The 12,716-nt window shown below is 73.3% G+C and carries 14 protein-coding genes and 1 tRNA gene; 5 read left to right on the plus strand and 10 right to left on the minus strand.

Going from position 1 to position 12,716, the window contains the following annotated elements:
• Positions 1-115: 115 nt before the first annotated feature.
• From Q0817_RS09310 to Q0817_RS09335, 6 genes are all read right to left on the minus strand, one after another.
• Positions 116-1,267, minus strand: coding sequence for a GNAT family N-acetyltransferase (locus Q0817_RS09310; protein ID WP_298586180.1), 1,152 nt, complete (start codon positions 1,265-1,267; stop codon positions 116-118).
• Positions 1,268-1,411: 144 nt separating this feature from the next.
• Positions 1,412-2,119, minus strand: coding sequence for a 50S ribosomal protein L1 (rplA, locus tag Q0817_RS09315; protein ID WP_298586183.1), 708 nt, complete (start codon positions 2,117-2,119; stop codon positions 1,412-1,414).
• Between the two features lie 88 nt (positions 2,120-2,207).
• A complete protein-coding gene (gene rplK, locus Q0817_RS09320) occupies positions 2,208-2,639 on the minus strand; it encodes a 50S ribosomal protein L11 (protein ID WP_298586186.1) in 432 nt (143 codons plus the stop codon).
• A gap of 148 nt (positions 2,640-2,787) precedes the next feature.
• A complete protein-coding gene (gene nusG, locus Q0817_RS09325) occupies positions 2,788-3,678 on the minus strand; it encodes a transcription termination/antitermination protein NusG (RefSeq protein WP_298586189.1) in 891 nt (296 codons plus the stop codon).
• Positions 3,679-3,762: 84 nt separating this feature from the next.
• Positions 3,763-4,035: a preprotein translocase subunit SecE gene (secE, locus tag Q0817_RS09330; protein WP_298586192.1), complete on the minus strand. Its 273-nt coding sequence runs from the start codon at positions 4,033-4,035 to the stop codon at positions 3,763-3,765.
• A gap of 112 nt (positions 4,036-4,147) precedes the next feature.
• A tRNA-Trp gene (locus tag Q0817_RS09335) sits at positions 4,148-4,220 on the minus strand.
• 283 nt (positions 4,221-4,503) lie between these two features.
• Here Q0817_RS09335 and Q0817_RS09340 point away from each other — a divergent pair.
• Together Q0817_RS09340 and Q0817_RS09345 are read left to right on the plus strand one after the other, a co-directional pair.
• A complete protein-coding gene (locus Q0817_RS09340; protein WP_298586195.1) occupies positions 4,504-5,709 on the plus strand; it encodes a pyridoxal phosphate-dependent aminotransferase in 1,206 nt (401 codons plus the stop codon).
• On the plus strand, positions 5,706-6,053 hold the full coding sequence (locus Q0817_RS09345; RefSeq protein ID WP_298586199.1) for a hypothetical protein: 348 nt from the start codon (positions 5,706-5,708) through the stop codon (positions 6,051-6,053). Before Q0817_RS09340 ends, Q0817_RS09345 begins: the two co-directional genes overlap by 4 nt.
• An 81-nt stretch (positions 6,054-6,134) precedes the next feature.
• Here the strand turns inward: Q0817_RS09345 and ppk2 are convergent, their stop codons facing one another.
• Positions 6,135-7,046: a polyphosphate kinase 2 gene (gene ppk2 / locus Q0817_RS09350; RefSeq protein WP_298586202.1), complete on the minus strand. Its 912-nt coding sequence runs from the start codon at positions 7,044-7,046 to the stop codon at positions 6,135-6,137.
• A 185-nt stretch (positions 7,047-7,231) separates the two neighbouring features.
• Here ppk2 and Q0817_RS09355 point away from each other — a divergent pair, with 185 nt between their 5' ends.
• Positions 7,232-8,263 carry a 6-phosphofructokinase gene (locus tag Q0817_RS09355; RefSeq protein WP_298586205.1) on the plus strand — a complete coding sequence of 344 codons (1,032 nt, stop codon included), beginning with the start codon at positions 7,232-7,234 and terminating at the stop codon, positions 8,261-8,263.
• Between the two features lie 72 nt (positions 8,264-8,335).
• Here the strand turns inward: Q0817_RS09355 and Q0817_RS09360 are convergent, their stop codons facing one another.
• The 3 genes from Q0817_RS09360 to Q0817_RS09370 all read right to left on the minus strand — a co-directional run bounded on the left by Q0817_RS09360 (position 8,336) and on the right by Q0817_RS09370 (position 10,761).
• Complete coding sequence (locus tag Q0817_RS09360; RefSeq protein ID WP_298586208.1) at positions 8,336-9,433, minus strand: folate-binding protein YgfZ; 1,098 nt, start codon at positions 9,431-9,433, stop codon at positions 8,336-8,338.
• 5 nt (positions 9,434-9,438) lie between these two features.
• Positions 9,439-10,038 (minus strand): FABP family protein, encoded by a 600-nt coding sequence (locus Q0817_RS09365; protein WP_298586211.1) that lies wholly within the window; start codon positions 10,036-10,038, stop codon positions 9,439-9,441.
• A gap of 117 nt (positions 10,039-10,155) precedes the next feature.
• The gene (locus Q0817_RS09370; protein ID WP_298586214.1) at positions 10,156-10,761 is read right to left on the minus strand and encodes a hypothetical protein; all 606 of its coding nucleotides are present in this window, start codon (positions 10,759-10,761) and stop codon (positions 10,156-10,158) included.
• Between the two features lie 234 nt (positions 10,762-10,995).
• Here Q0817_RS09370 and Q0817_RS09375 point away from each other — a divergent pair, with 234 nt between their 5' ends.
• The gene (locus Q0817_RS09375; protein ID WP_298586217.1) at positions 10,996-11,679 is read left to right on the plus strand and encodes a response regulator transcription factor; all 684 of its coding nucleotides are present in this window, start codon (positions 10,996-10,998) and stop codon (positions 11,677-11,679) included.
• A gap of 50 nt (positions 11,680-11,729) precedes the next feature.
• The gene (gene mshD / locus Q0817_RS09380) at positions 11,730-12,662 is read left to right on the plus strand and encodes a mycothiol synthase (protein ID WP_298586220.1); all 933 of its coding nucleotides are present in this window, start codon (positions 11,730-11,732) and stop codon (positions 12,660-12,662) included.
• Positions 12,663-12,716 lie beyond the last annotated feature (54 nt).

The raw sequence follows: 12,716 nt of genomic DNA on the forward strand, positions 1-12,716 counted from the left end.
CGAACGGGCAGGAGGGACAACGACCGGCGGTCTTTGGTACCACTTACCGTACCCGAGGGCCCGGCCGCGGCCAAATCGGGGTCGGGCCCTCGGGAGCGGCCCCGGGGGCGGCGGCTCAGGCGGCGGGGAACTCGCGGGCCCACACGCCGCTGCGCCCGGCCACGCGGAAGCCCAGCCGCGCGTTGACCCGGCTCATCCGGTCGTCGCCGCTGTGGCTCCAGGAGTAGACCGTGCGCACGCTCGGCGCGAGCCGCTCGAGCTGCTGCAGGTTCGCCAGCTTCAGCCGGGTGGCGAGCCACCGGCGGCGGTGCTCGCGCAGGACCACGGTCTCGTCCTGCATCCCGATCGGCGGCTCCTCCCCCGCCAGGACGATCTCGGTCATCCCGACGAGCCGCCCGGTGGGCTCGTGCTCGGCGACGGCCACGAGCGACAGGTTGCCCGCCTCGGCGCGCAGCTGATCGGTCCGCCGCACGCGCTCGGCGTCCCAGGGCTCGGGCTCGGCGGCGGCCACGGGGGCCAGGAAGGAGTCGGTCGCCATGCGCGAGTGCAGGGCCGCGAGCTCGTCGAGCCGGTCCTCGGGGGCCGGGCCGCTCCAGAGGTGGATCCGGTACGGCTCCGGCGCCGGCGAGGCCTCGACCTCGCGCAGCAGGGCCTCGACCCGCTCGGGCGGCAGCGGGACGTCGAGCACCCCGAAGTCGCTCACCGACTCGAGCCGGTAGCCGGCGCTGAGGGCGAAGCGGGTCTGCCGGTTGGACACGGGCAGCCGGCCCGAGCCGTCCGCGGCGTCCACCCACTCGACCATCCCGGGCGTGATCACCGGGAAGACCCCGGTGACGCTGCCGTCGCCCTGGATCTCCTCGGGCCCGGGGTGCTCGGTCTGGATCCGCAGGTGCCGGCGGGACTCCCCGACGGCGAGCTGCTCGGCGGCGGCCAGCAGCTCGGTGCCGGTGCCCTGGGAGGTGACGTCGGGGTCCACGTCGATGGTGATGTGGGCGGAGTCGGTGAGGCTGACCAGGGGCATCCGGACCTCGGCCCGTCCCGTGAGCCGGTCCTGCGCCCACGCGAGCAGCACGACCACGCGCTCGAAGGGGTCGAGCAGGTCCCGGTAGAGCTCCTGCGCGTCACCGGTGAGGTCCGAGATCCCCCACACGTGCTGCCGGGACCGGCGCACGAGCTCCGCGACACGGCCCAGCAGCTCCTGGGCGGCGTCGTCGAACTCGTCGGGGATGCGCATCTGCTCGATGCGCACTGGGGGGTGCTCGCTCACGTGGGGGATCTCCGTTCCGTGGGCGCCGGCGGACGCCCGTCGGCTGCTGGGTCGTGGGAGGGGTGGTCCCGGAGGACGGGAAGGGGCCCGGCCGCATCGGCCGGGCCCCCACACGTCGGAGCCCGCGGGCTCCGGTGCACGGCGTCAGGCGCCGACGACGACCTCGGTGGCGTTCGGGTCGACCGGGATGCCCGGTCCGAACGTGGTCGAGACGGTCGCCTTCGTGATGTAGCGGCCCTTCGACGCGGAGGGCTTCAGGCGCAGGATCTCCTCGAGGGCTGCGCCGTAGTTCTCCGCGAGCTTCTGCACGTCGAAGGACGTCTTGCCCACGATGAAGTGCAGGTTCGAGTGCTTGTCGACGCGGAAGTCGATCTTGCCGCCCTTGATGTCGTTGACGGCCTTGGTCACGTCCATGGTGACGGTGCCGGTCTTGGGGTTCGGCATCAGGTTGCGGGGACCGAGGACCTTGCCGAGCCGGCCGACCTTGCCCATCATGTCCGGGGTCGCCACGGCGGCGTCGAAGTCGGTCCAGCCGCCCTGGATGCGGGCGATCAGGTCGTCGGAGCCGACGTGGTCCGCCCCGGCCTCCTCGGCGGCGGCGGCCTTGTCGCCGGTCGCGAAGACGACGACGCGCGCGGTCTTGCCGGTGCCGTTGGGCAGGTTCACGGTGCCGCGGACCATCTGGTCGGCCTTGCGGGGGTCGACGCCGAGGCGGAGGACGACCTCCACGGTGGAGTCGGTCTTCGCGGTGTCGAGCTCCTTGGCCAGGGCCACGGCCTCGGCCGGGGCGTACAGCGTGCCCTCGTCGATCTTGGCGGCGGCCGCCTGGTATGCCTTGCTGCGCTTTGCCATCTGCTTCTTCTCCTTGTGCAGTTGTGGTCTGCGGGCCGCGCTCGGCCCTGCCACGTCAATAACGGTGGGTGGTGTCAGCCGAGGCTGATCACTCGACCTCGATGCCCATGGAGCGGGCGGTGCCGGCGATGATCTTCGCGGCGGCGTCGATGTCGTTGGCGTTGAGGTCTTCCTTCTTGGTCTCGGCGATCTCGCGGACCTGGTCCATGCTGAGCTTGCCGACCTTCTGGGTGTGCGGGACACCCGAGCCCTTGGCGATGCCGGCGGCCTTCTTGATCAGCTGCGCGGCGGGCGGGGTCTTCGTGATGAAGGTGAACGAGCGGTCCTCGTAGACCGTGATCTCCACCGGCACGATGTTGCCGCGCTGGGACTCCGTGGCCGCGTTGTAGGCCTTGCAGAATTCCATGATGTTGACGCCGTGCTGGCCGAGGGCCGGACCCACGGGGGGCGCCGGGTTGGCCGCGCCGGCCTGGATCTGCAGCTTGATCAGGCCGGAGACCTTCTTCTTCTTGGGAGCCATGTGCTGGTCCTTCTTCTGCTGGACGTACCGGCGCACAGGAGCGTACGACGGCGGGTGGCCACCGTGGCGCGGTGGCCGGGCGGCCCCGGCGGCGAAGCATGCACCGCGGAGGCCGGGAACTGGGGCGGGCCGGAGCGGCCCGCGGGGCTCAGATCTTGGAGACCTGGTTGAAGCCGAGGGTGACGGGGGTCTCGCGCTCGAAGATCGACACGAGGACGACCAGCTGCTGGGACTCCACCTTGATCTCGGAGATCGTGGCGGGGAGGGTCTCGAACGGACCCTCCTTGACGATGACGGACTCGCCGACCTCGAAGTCGACGTCGACCTGCGGCTGCGCGCTCGTCTGGGCGGCCGCCTCGCCGGCCGCGCCCTGCGGGGCCTCGAAGACCGGGTTGAGCATCTCGAAGACCTCGTCCAGGCGCAGCGGCACGGGGTTGTACGCGTCCTGGCCGACGAAGCCGGTGACGCCCGGGGTGTGGCGGACCGCGCCCCAGGAGGCGTCGGTGAGGTTCATCCGCACCAGCACGTAGCCGGGGATCCGCACCCGGCGCACGATCTTGCGCTGGGCGTTCTTGATCTCGACGACCTCCTCCATCGGCACCTCGATCTGGAAGATGTCGTCCTCCATGTTGAGGGACTGGATGCGGGTCTCGAGGTTCGTCTTCACGCGGTTCTCGTAGCCGGCGTAGGTGTGGATGACGTACCAGTCACCCTCCTGGCGGCGCAGCGTCGACTTGAACTCCTCGACGGGGTCCACGGCGGGCACCTCGTCCTCCGCCGCGGGAGCCTCCTCGGCGACCGGAGCCTCGTCGGCGGCCGGGGTCTCCTCGGCGGGAGTCTCCTCGGCCGCGGGGGCCTCGTCGACGGGCGGTCCGGCGAGAGCCTCGTCGACGGCCGGAGCCGTCGGGACGTCGTCCGGCTCGTGGGCGGCGGCGAAGTCGTCCTCCTGCACAGAGGTCTCGGCCTCCGGCAGCTCCGGAGCCTGCTGGTCGACCTCGGCCGGTGCCTCGGTGCCGTTTTCGAGCTCGTGCTCGGTCACTGGATCTCCCTCAACGTTCTTTCGTGGATGTCGTGCTCTGCTGGGTCACGGTGGCCGGCCGCGCCGGTCCGTGCGCCGCCCGGATCAGCCGGCGGCGTCCCCCTGCCCGAAGATCCACAGGGCGGCCTGCCCGAACCCGAGGTCCAGGACCGAGATGAGCACCATCATGAACGCGACGAACACGAGGACCACCAAGACGTAGTTGACCAGTTCGTGCCGGGTGGGGGTGACCACCTTCCGGAGCTCCCCCACGACCTGGCGCAGGAACAGGAACAGGCGCCCGAAGACGCCGCGGGGGCTCTCGGCCCCCTGCTCCGGGGGCTGGCCCGACGCCCGGCCGGCGGTGGTCTGCGACATCGGCTCTCCCTGTGTGGACTCGTGCGTGCCGCGCGGTGCTGCCGGCCCGCCGTGTCCGCGGCGGCTCCCGGCACCCCGGTGAGGGGGTGCCGGGGACCGTCCCGGACTGGAGCAGGGCAGACAGGACTCGAACCTGCAACCTGCGGTTTTGGAGACCGCTGCGCTACCAATTGCGCCACTGCCCTACGTGCCTCGCGAACTCGCCCGGCGTCGGAACGCCGGTCTCGATCGCTCGGACCCGGTCACCGACTCTACCACTCGGCCTCGCCGCGACGGCGCGGCCGAGCAGGCGCCGATGACACCAGTCGACCATCCTAGGCGACCCGGGCGGCGGGGTGCAATCCGGGCGGGACCGGCCACCGGCGCGCCGGGCCCGCCCGCCGGACCCCCGAGTAGCATGGGGGCGTCCGCACCGCCGCCGTCGCACCCGGCGGAAACCGTCCGTTCCCCTCCAGGAGGCCCCCGGTCATGACCACGTCCCGCATCTCCCGGCGCGTCGGCGCCATCGCAGAGTCCGCGACGCTCGCCGTGGACGCCAAGGCGAAGGCGCTCAAGGCCGCCGGCCGCCCCGTGATCGGCTTCGGCGCCGGGGAGCCCGACTTCCCCACGCCCCAGTACATCGTGGACGCCGCCGCGGCCGCCCTGCAGGACCCGGCGAACTTCCGGTACACGCCGGCGGCGGGCCTGCCCGAGCTGCGGAAGGCCGTGGCCGAGCAGACCGCCCGGGACGACGGGTACACGGTGGAGCCCTCCCAGGTGCTCATCACCAACGGCGGCAAGCAGGCCGTCTTCCAGGCCTTCGCGACGGTCGTGGACGAGGGCGACGACGTCCTGCTGCCGGCCCCGTACTGGACGACCTACCCCGAGGCCATCAAGCTCGCCGGCGGCAACCCGGTCGAGGTCTTCGCCGGGCCGGAGCTCGGCTACAAGGTCACCCCGGAGCTGCTCGAGGCGGCGTGGACCGAGCGCACCAAGGCGCTGCTGTTCTGCTCGCCGTCCAACCCCACCGGCGCCGTGTACTCCCCCGAGGAGACCGCGGCGGTGGGCCGCTGGGCGGCGGAGAAGGGGATCTTCGTGCTGACCGACGAGATCTACCAGCACCTCACCTACGACGGCGTGCCGTTCACCTCGATCGCCGCCGCCGTGCCGGAGCTGGGCGAGAACGTGGTCATCCTCAACGGCGTGGCCAAGACGTACGCGATGACCGGCTGGCGGGTGGGCTGGATGATCGGGGCCCCCGACGTCATCAAGGCGGCCACGAACCTGCAGTCCCACCTGACGTCCAACGTCAACAACGTGGCCCAGCGGGCCGCGCTCGCGGCCGTGTCCGGCCCGCTCGACGAGGCCCACCGGATGCGGGAGGCCTTCGACCGCCGCCGCCGGGTCATGGTGGACGCCCTCAACGCCATCGACGGCGTGGAGTGCCCCACCCCGACCGGCGCGTTCTACGCCTACGCGGACGTGCGGGGCCTGCTCGGCCGGCGCTTCGGCGACGCGACCCCGGAGACCTCCGCCGAGCTGGCCGAGCTGATCCTGGAGCAGGCCGAGGTCGCGGTGGTCCCCGGTGAGGCGTTCGGCCCCTCCGGCTTCCTGCGCCTCTCCTACGCGCTGGGCGACGACGACCTCGCCGAGGGCCTGCGCCGGCTCCAGGAGTACCTGGGCGGCGCCGCGTGAGCGCCGCGACGGACGTCCTCGACCCCGTCGTGGCCGCGGCGGAGTCGGTGCCCGCGGCGGCACTCGTGACCGCGGGGCTGATCGGCGGGTACGCGACCGCCCGGGCGACCGGCGTCCGCCCCCTGGGCGGGGCGGTGCTGGCCGCCGCCGGCGCCGCGGCCGCCCACTCGTGGTGGCACCGCGGCGGACCGGGGACCACGGCCGCGCTCGGCGCGCTCTACGTCCTGGGCTTCGGGCTCTCCCACCCGCTGGCCAAGCGCATCGGGGCCTGGCCCTCCGTGCTGGCCGTGACCGCCGTCAACGCCGCCGCCAACGCCGTCCTGGTGGACCGTCCCGGCCGCTGAGCCGGGACCGCCCCGCGACGGCGCCGCCCGCCCCTGCACGGGGGCGGGCGGCGCCGTCGTCCCCTGGGCGCGGGCGGCGGCTCAGTCGCCGACGGCCTCCAGACCGCGCCGGACGATCAGCGGGTCGGGGGGATAGACCACGTCGGGGTCCTTGTCCTCGTAGTCGAACTGGTCCAGGAAGAACCGCATCGCGTTGAGCCGGGCGCGCTTCTTGTCGTTGGACTTCACCGTGATCCACGGGGCGTGGTCGGTGTCGGTGCGCAGGAACATCTCCTCCTTCGCGTCCGTGTAGTCCTCCCACCGGTCCAGCGAGGCCAGGTCCATGGGGGAGAGCTTCCACCGGCGCACGGGGTCGATCTGGCGGATCGCGAACCGGGTGCGCTGCTCGTGCTGGGTGACGGAGAACCAGAACTTGGTCAGGTGGATGCCGGAGTCCACGAGCATCTTCTCGAAGACCGGCGCCTGGGCCATGAACTGCTCGTACTGCGGGTCCGTGCAGAAGCCCATGACGCGCTCGACGTTGGCGCGGTTGTACCAGGAGCGGTCGAACATCACGATCTCCCCCGCGGTGGGCAGGTGCTGGATGTAGCGCTGGAAGTACCACTGGCCCCGCTCGCGGTCCGAGGGCTTGGTGAGCGCCACGACGCGGGCCGCCCGAGGGTTGAGGTGCTCGGTGAAGCGCTTGATCGTCCCGCCCTTGCCGGCGGCGTCGCGGCCCTCGAAGACGATGACGTGCTGGAGGTCGTGGTCCTGGCCCCAGTACTGGAACTTCAGCAGCTCGATCTGCAGCTGGTACTTCTCGAGCTCGTACTCCTCCCGCGACATCCGCTCGTCGTACGGGTAGTCCTCCCGCCAGGTCTCCACCGCCGAGCCCCCGGGGTCGATGAGGTCCGGGTCCGGGGACTGCCCGTCCCGCACCGTGTACCCCTGGTCGACCAGCTTGTCGATGAACACCCGCAGGTTCTCCCGGGCCGGTTCTCTGTCCGCGCTCAACGCCACCCCTCCTTCCGGGCCCGGCGGGGCCCTCCCCGGCAGTCTAGGCCCGTGCAGGGGGCCGGCGGCGGGGCCAACACGTCCGGGCCCGGCCCTGCCGCCGGGTGCCGGACTCACTAGACTGGGCATGCCGGCGCAGGTCCGGCCACCACGCACGCCCCGCCCACCCGGAGGAGACTGTACGGATGAAGATCGGACTGCTGACCAGCGGCGGGGACTGCCCCGGACTCAACGCGGTGATCCGCGGCGCCGTGCTGCACGGGATCAAGACCTACGGCCACGAGTTCGTGGGCTTCCGCGACGGCTGGCGCGGAGTCGTGGAGGGCGACATCATGGACCTGCCCCGCACCCGGGTGCGAGGGCTGGCCCGGGAGGGCGGGACCATCCTGGGGACCTCCCGCACCAACCCCTACGACGGCCCCGGAGGCGGGCCGGAGAACATCGCCGTGATGCTCGAGCGCCACCACATCGACGCGATCGTGGCCATCGGCGGGGAGGGCACCCTGGCCGGGGCGGCGCGGCTGGCCGAGGCCGGGCTGCCGGTGATCGGGGTCCCGAAGACCATCGACAACGACCTGCAGGCCACCGACTACACCTTCGGCTTCGACACCGCGGTGCAGATCGCCACCGACGCGATGGACCGGCTGCGCACCACCGGGGAGTCCCACCACCGGTGCATGGTCGCCGAGGTCATGGGCCGCCACGTGGGCTGGATCGCGCTGCACTCGGGGATGTCCGCCGGGGCGCACGCGGTGCTGATCCCCGAGCAGCAGGTCTCCATGGAGCAGGTCTGCGCCTGGGTCACCGAGGTCCACGAGCGCGGCCGCTCCCCGCTGGTGGTCGTGGCCGAGGGCTTCATCCCCGAGGGCCACGGGGACGTGCTGGCCGGCAAGGGCACCGAGGCCTCCGGGCGGCCCCGCCTGGGCGGGGTCGGGGAGTACGTCACCGAGCAGATCGAGGCGGCCACCGGCATCGAGACCCGCAACACCATCCTGGGGCACATCCAGCGCGGCGGGGCCCCCACCGGGTTCGACCGGGTCCTGGCCACCCGGTTCGGGCTGGCCGCGGTGGACCTGGTGCACGAGAAGGGCTGGGGGCAGATGGTCGCCATCCGCGGCACCGACATGGTCCGGGTCCCCTTCAGCGAGGCGCTGGCCGGGCTCAAGACCGTCCCCCAGCACCGCTGGGACGAGGCCCGCGTCCTCTTCGGGCGCTGACGCGGACGGCGGCCTCCGCACAGCTCCGACGGGCACGGACTCCGCGGCGCCCGCCCCCGCGCAGGCCCGCGCCTACGAGCGCGCGTCGCGAGGGGTGCGGAGGAAGCCCGCCTGCCGGCCGACCACCTGGCCGGCGTCCGGCGGGACGACGACCTGCTGCGCCGCGGCCCACCGCTGCTCGCCGTCCGAGACGACGAGCTGGGCGCCGGGATCGACGGTGCGCTTGAGCACGGCCAGTGCGATGGGGCCCTGCTCGTGGTGCAGCTGCACGGAGGTGACGCGACCCACCGTGCGCTCCCCCGCGAGCACGTCGGCTCCCGCGGCGGGCAGCGTGTGCTCGGAGCCGTCGAGGTCGAGCAGCACCAGCCGACGGGGCGGGTGCCCGAGGTTGTGCACCCGCGCGACGGTCTCCTGGCCCTTGTAGCAGCCCTTGGCCAGGTGCACGGCGGTGCGCAGGAGGTCGAGCTCGTGCGGGATCGTCCGCTCGTCCGTCTCGGCGCCCCAGCGCGGGCGCCACGCGGCGATCCGCAATGCCTCCGCGGCCCAGGCGCCGGCGAGCGGGAGGTCCAGGGTCAGGGCGTCCAGCTCGTCGCGGGGCACGAGGTGCTCCCACCAGGTGCGCTCCTCGCCCGGGTGGGGGCCGTCGAGGACGGCGTAGCTCCAGCCGCCGGGGGCGACCTCGGGCCAGGGGTCCCGCCACACGACGCTGGCGGGCAGACCGGGCACGGGGCCGGTGGCGCCGAGCACGGCCCACTGCCCGGTGCGGTCCTCGATCTCGACGCGCAGCGCGAAGCGCATGGACTCCAGCCACGCCACCAGGGGGGCGGCCTCGTCGGCCTCGGTGAGCAGCCAGGTGGTGGCGCCGTCGTCCACCACGTGGGGGGCGTACTCGATCCGCCCCTGCACGGACAGGAAGAGGGTCTCGGTGCTGCGCCCGGGCTCGAGCCCGGTGAGCACCTGCGAGGAGAGCGTGGTGAGCCAGCTGAGCCGGTCGGGTCCGGTGACCGTGACGACGCCCTTGTGGGAGAGGTCCACCACGGTCCCGGGCGTTCGCACGAGGGAGCGCTGCTCCCGCAGCGGGTCGCCGTAGTGGGCGGCCACGCCGCGGTCCAGGTGCTCGGCCTCGACGGCGCCCGGGCGCAGGAGCAGGGGGGAACGGTGGTCGGTCACGGGCTTCAGCCGATCTTCCGCAGCTGCGCGGAGGCGTGGGTGGTCAGCGGCTCGCCGAGGGCCGCCATGTCCCAGGCCCAGAACAGGTCGCCGTGGACGAGGCCGTACATGCGGGTCGAGGAGCTGTACTCCTTGGCCCCGCGGCCGCGGATCACGGCGTCGGTGGCGAGGTCGATCCGCGGGCCCTTGATCTGCCCGGCGTAGAGCTCGGCGACGCCGCCGGGGTGGGTCAGGGTCACGAGGACGTCGAAGCCGCCGTCCGCGTTGCGCATCCGCTCCACGTCCTCGGCGCCCTGGAGCACGGGCACGAGGTCGGGCGGGAGCATCCCGGGCCCCACGTCACCGTCCTCGAGGGTGCGGTCGAGCTGCCAGAAGCCCTGCTCCACGGTGGCCGGTCGCATCGGCTGCCCCTCCTCGTCGAGGAGCGTGGTCTGCGCCCGGTACTCGAGGAACGGCAGTCCGTTCTGCTCGAAGATCACGCGCTGCCGGAAGGGCCGCTGCTCGACCTCTCCGTAGCCCATGAAGCCGTCGCCCTCCCAGGTGCCCAGCAACCAGGCGAACGGGACGAGCTCGGGAGTCAGATCCGAGGGGATCTCGATGGGCACGGGACTAGTGCTGTCCCTTGAACAGGCCCAGGACCACCTTGAGGGAGATCCCGGCGATGAACAGGCCGGAGATGCCGAGGAGGGCCAGGTAGAAGATTTCGAGTGCAAGCATGGTCCCTAAACTACCACGGTGCTCACCAGCCGGGCAGTGAACACGGCCCCCACCCCGAGGAACGCCACGGGGGTCACGCCGAGGGCCACGACGCCGCGCTTGGGCGAGCTCTTCGGGGCCGCCGCGATGACGCGGGCGCCCACGAGGGCCACGAGCGCGGCCAGGACCGCCCCGACCACCACGAGCAGCACGGGGTCCGAGCCCGTGGCCCGGTAGTCCCCGGCCAGGGCGATCCAGCCGGAGGAGCTGACCGCGGCGAGCACGCCGGCCGTCGAGGCGATCGCGGACTCGAGCCGGTGCTCGGCGCCCTCCCCGCGCACCAGCTCCGCGGCGAACACGGTCATCAGGGCCACTCCGACGACGGCGGGCAGCCAGACGAGCTGCTGGCCGGGCAGGAACTGCACGAGCAGGGCCGCGACGACGCCGGCGGCGCTCATGATCACGTTGTGGCGGTGCCTCGCCTCGATGCCGGTGGCCGCCGGCCAGCCGAAGCCGATGACCACGGACATCCCCAGCGCCAGGAGCAGCGGCGCCGGCCCGGCGACCGCGACCGCGGTCAGGGCCGCCACGAGGCCGACCACGCTGCACGCGGCGATCATGGCGTATCTCATGGCGATCGGGTTCCTGCACTGTCGAGGGTCGGGACGTGGGCCCGGGCGGACACGAGCAACGATAGCGGCTCGCCGCGGGGCGCGGGCGGGGCGCCGAACCGGGACGGGGCGGTCGCGGGGCGCGGGGCGGTGGCGGCGCGCGGGACGCTCCGTGCCGGAAGGGGTCGCGGGGCCGGTCGCCCGCCCGGACCTATACTGACAGCTCAGTCCGTACGCCAGAGTGGAGAAGCACGAGTGTTCCAGATCCTGATGCTGACCGACGCGGACGGACCCTCGGCATCGGTGCTCCCGGCCCTCGACCTGCTCAACCACAAGGTCTCGGTCGCCCCGACCCGGACCGTGTCCGGCAGCCTCGACGGACGGTCCCCGGACGTGGTCCTGCTGGACGGGCGCACCGACCTGATCACCGCGCGCAACCTGGCGCAGCTGCTCACGGCCAAGGGCCTGGCGGCTCCGCTGCTGATGGTCCTCACCGAGGGCGGGATGGCGGCGGTGGCCGCGAACTGGATGGTCGACGACGTCGTGCTCGACACCGCCGGCCCCGCGGAGGTCGAGGCCCGGCTGCGCCTCGCCTCGTCCCGTACGGCCGAGGTCCCCGAGGACGACACCCGCATCCGCGCGGGCTCCGTGGTCATCGACGACGCCGCCTACTCCGCGCACGTCAACGGCCAGCCCCTGAACCTGACCTACAAGGAGTTCGAGCTGCTGAAGTACCTGGCCCAGCACTCCGGGCGGGTCTTCACGCGCGCCCAGCTGCTGAGCGAGGTCTGGGGCTACGACTACTACGGCGGCACCCGCACCGTGGACGTGCACGTGCGGCGCCTGCGCGCCAAGCTGGGCGCCGACCACGAGCACCTCATCACCACGGTGCGTAACGTGGGCTACAGCTTCGCCACGACGCGGGCCCGGGAGAGCTGAGCAGCCTCCGCCCGGCCCGCCCGTCCCGCACCGTCCCGCAGGAGGTCCTCATGTCCCAGTCCGTGCCGTACGACCTCGAGCGCCCGGACGTCCCGCCGGCGGAGGAGATCGTGGAGCTCGCGTCCCGCGCCGCCGCCGCGGACGGCGACCCGCCGTTCTCCGACCAGACCCTGGTGGACCTGCGCTCGGCGCGGGACGGCCGGGTCCGCACCGTCCTGGCGCGCTCCCACGGCGGCGAGCTCCTCGGCGCGGCCGTGCGCGTGCCCGAGCCCGACGGCGCCCACCTCGTGGAGCTCGTGGTCGGCCCCGCCCACCGCGGCGGCGGGATCGGCGCGGCGCTGGCCGGAGCCGTGGCCGCGGAGACCGCCGGCACGGTCCGCGCCTGGGCGCACGGCGGCCACCCCGCCGCCGCCGCGCTCGCCGCCCGGCACGGACTGGCCCCGGTGCGCGACCTGCACCGGCTGCTGCGCCCGCTGCAGGGCGCGGCGGACCTGCCGCTCCCCGAGGAGATGCCCGCGGGCTTCCGGCTGCGGGCGTTCGAGCCCGGCCGCGACGAGCAGGAGTGGCTGCGGGTCAACGCGGCCGCGTTCGCCGAGCACCCCGAGCAGGGCCGGATGACCCTGGAGGACCTCCGGCAGCGGGAGGCCGAGCCGTGGTTCGACCCCGCCGGCTTCCTGCTCGCCGTCCGGGAGGACGAGCCGGGGACCGTGGCCGGCTTCCACTGGACCAAGGTCCACGCCGGGGACGCCGAGCGCGGCCCGCTCGGCGAGGTGTACGCCGTGGGCGTGGCACCGGGGCACCAGGGCACGGGACTGGGCCGGGCCCTGACGGCCGCCGGGGTCAACCACCTGGCACGGCAGGGCCTGGACGAGGTCATGCTCTACGTGGACGGCGACAACCCCGCCGCGCTGCGGCTGTACGAGGCCCTGGGGTTCCGGCCCTGGCACCTCGACGTGATGTACGCCGGGGCCCTCCCCTCCTGACCGCCCCGCCCGCCCCGCGCCCGGAACTGCCGGGCACGACGAGACAGGACCGTG

The organism is uncultured Kocuria sp. (genome assembly GCF_947500125.1).
Taxonomy (GTDB): domain Bacteria; phylum Actinomycetota; class Actinomycetes; order Actinomycetales; family Micrococcaceae; genus Kocuria.

What these genes read in the sequence shown, in the direction of transcription:
- Q0817_RS09370 (WP_298586214.1), bottom strand. Translation starts at nt 10,761, where the DNA reads ATGAGATACGCCATGATCGCCGCGTGCAGCGTGGTCGGCCTCGTGGCG.
- Q0817_RS09340 (WP_298586195.1), top strand. Translation starts at nt 4,504, where the DNA reads ATGACCACGTCCCGCATCTCCCGGCGCGTCGGCGCCATCGCAGAGTCC.
- rplA (WP_298586183.1), bottom strand. Translation starts at nt 2,119, where the DNA reads ATGGCAAAGCGCAGCAAGGCATACCAGGCGGCCGCCGCCAAGATCGAC.
- rplK (WP_298586186.1), bottom strand. Translation starts at nt 2,639, where the DNA reads ATGGCTCCCAAGAAGAAGAAGGTCTCCGGCCTGATCAAGCTGCAGATC.
- secE (WP_298586192.1), bottom strand. Translation starts at nt 4,035, where the DNA reads ATGTCGCAGACCACCGCCGGCCGGGCGTCGGGCCAGCCCCCGGAGCAG.
- Q0817_RS09355 (WP_298586205.1), top strand. Translation starts at nt 7,232, where the DNA reads ATGAAGATCGGACTGCTGACCAGCGGCGGGGACTGCCCCGGACTCAAC.
- mshD (WP_298586220.1), top strand. Translation starts at nt 11,730, where the DNA reads ATGTCCCAGTCCGTGCCGTACGACCTCGAGCGCCCGGACGTCCCGCCG.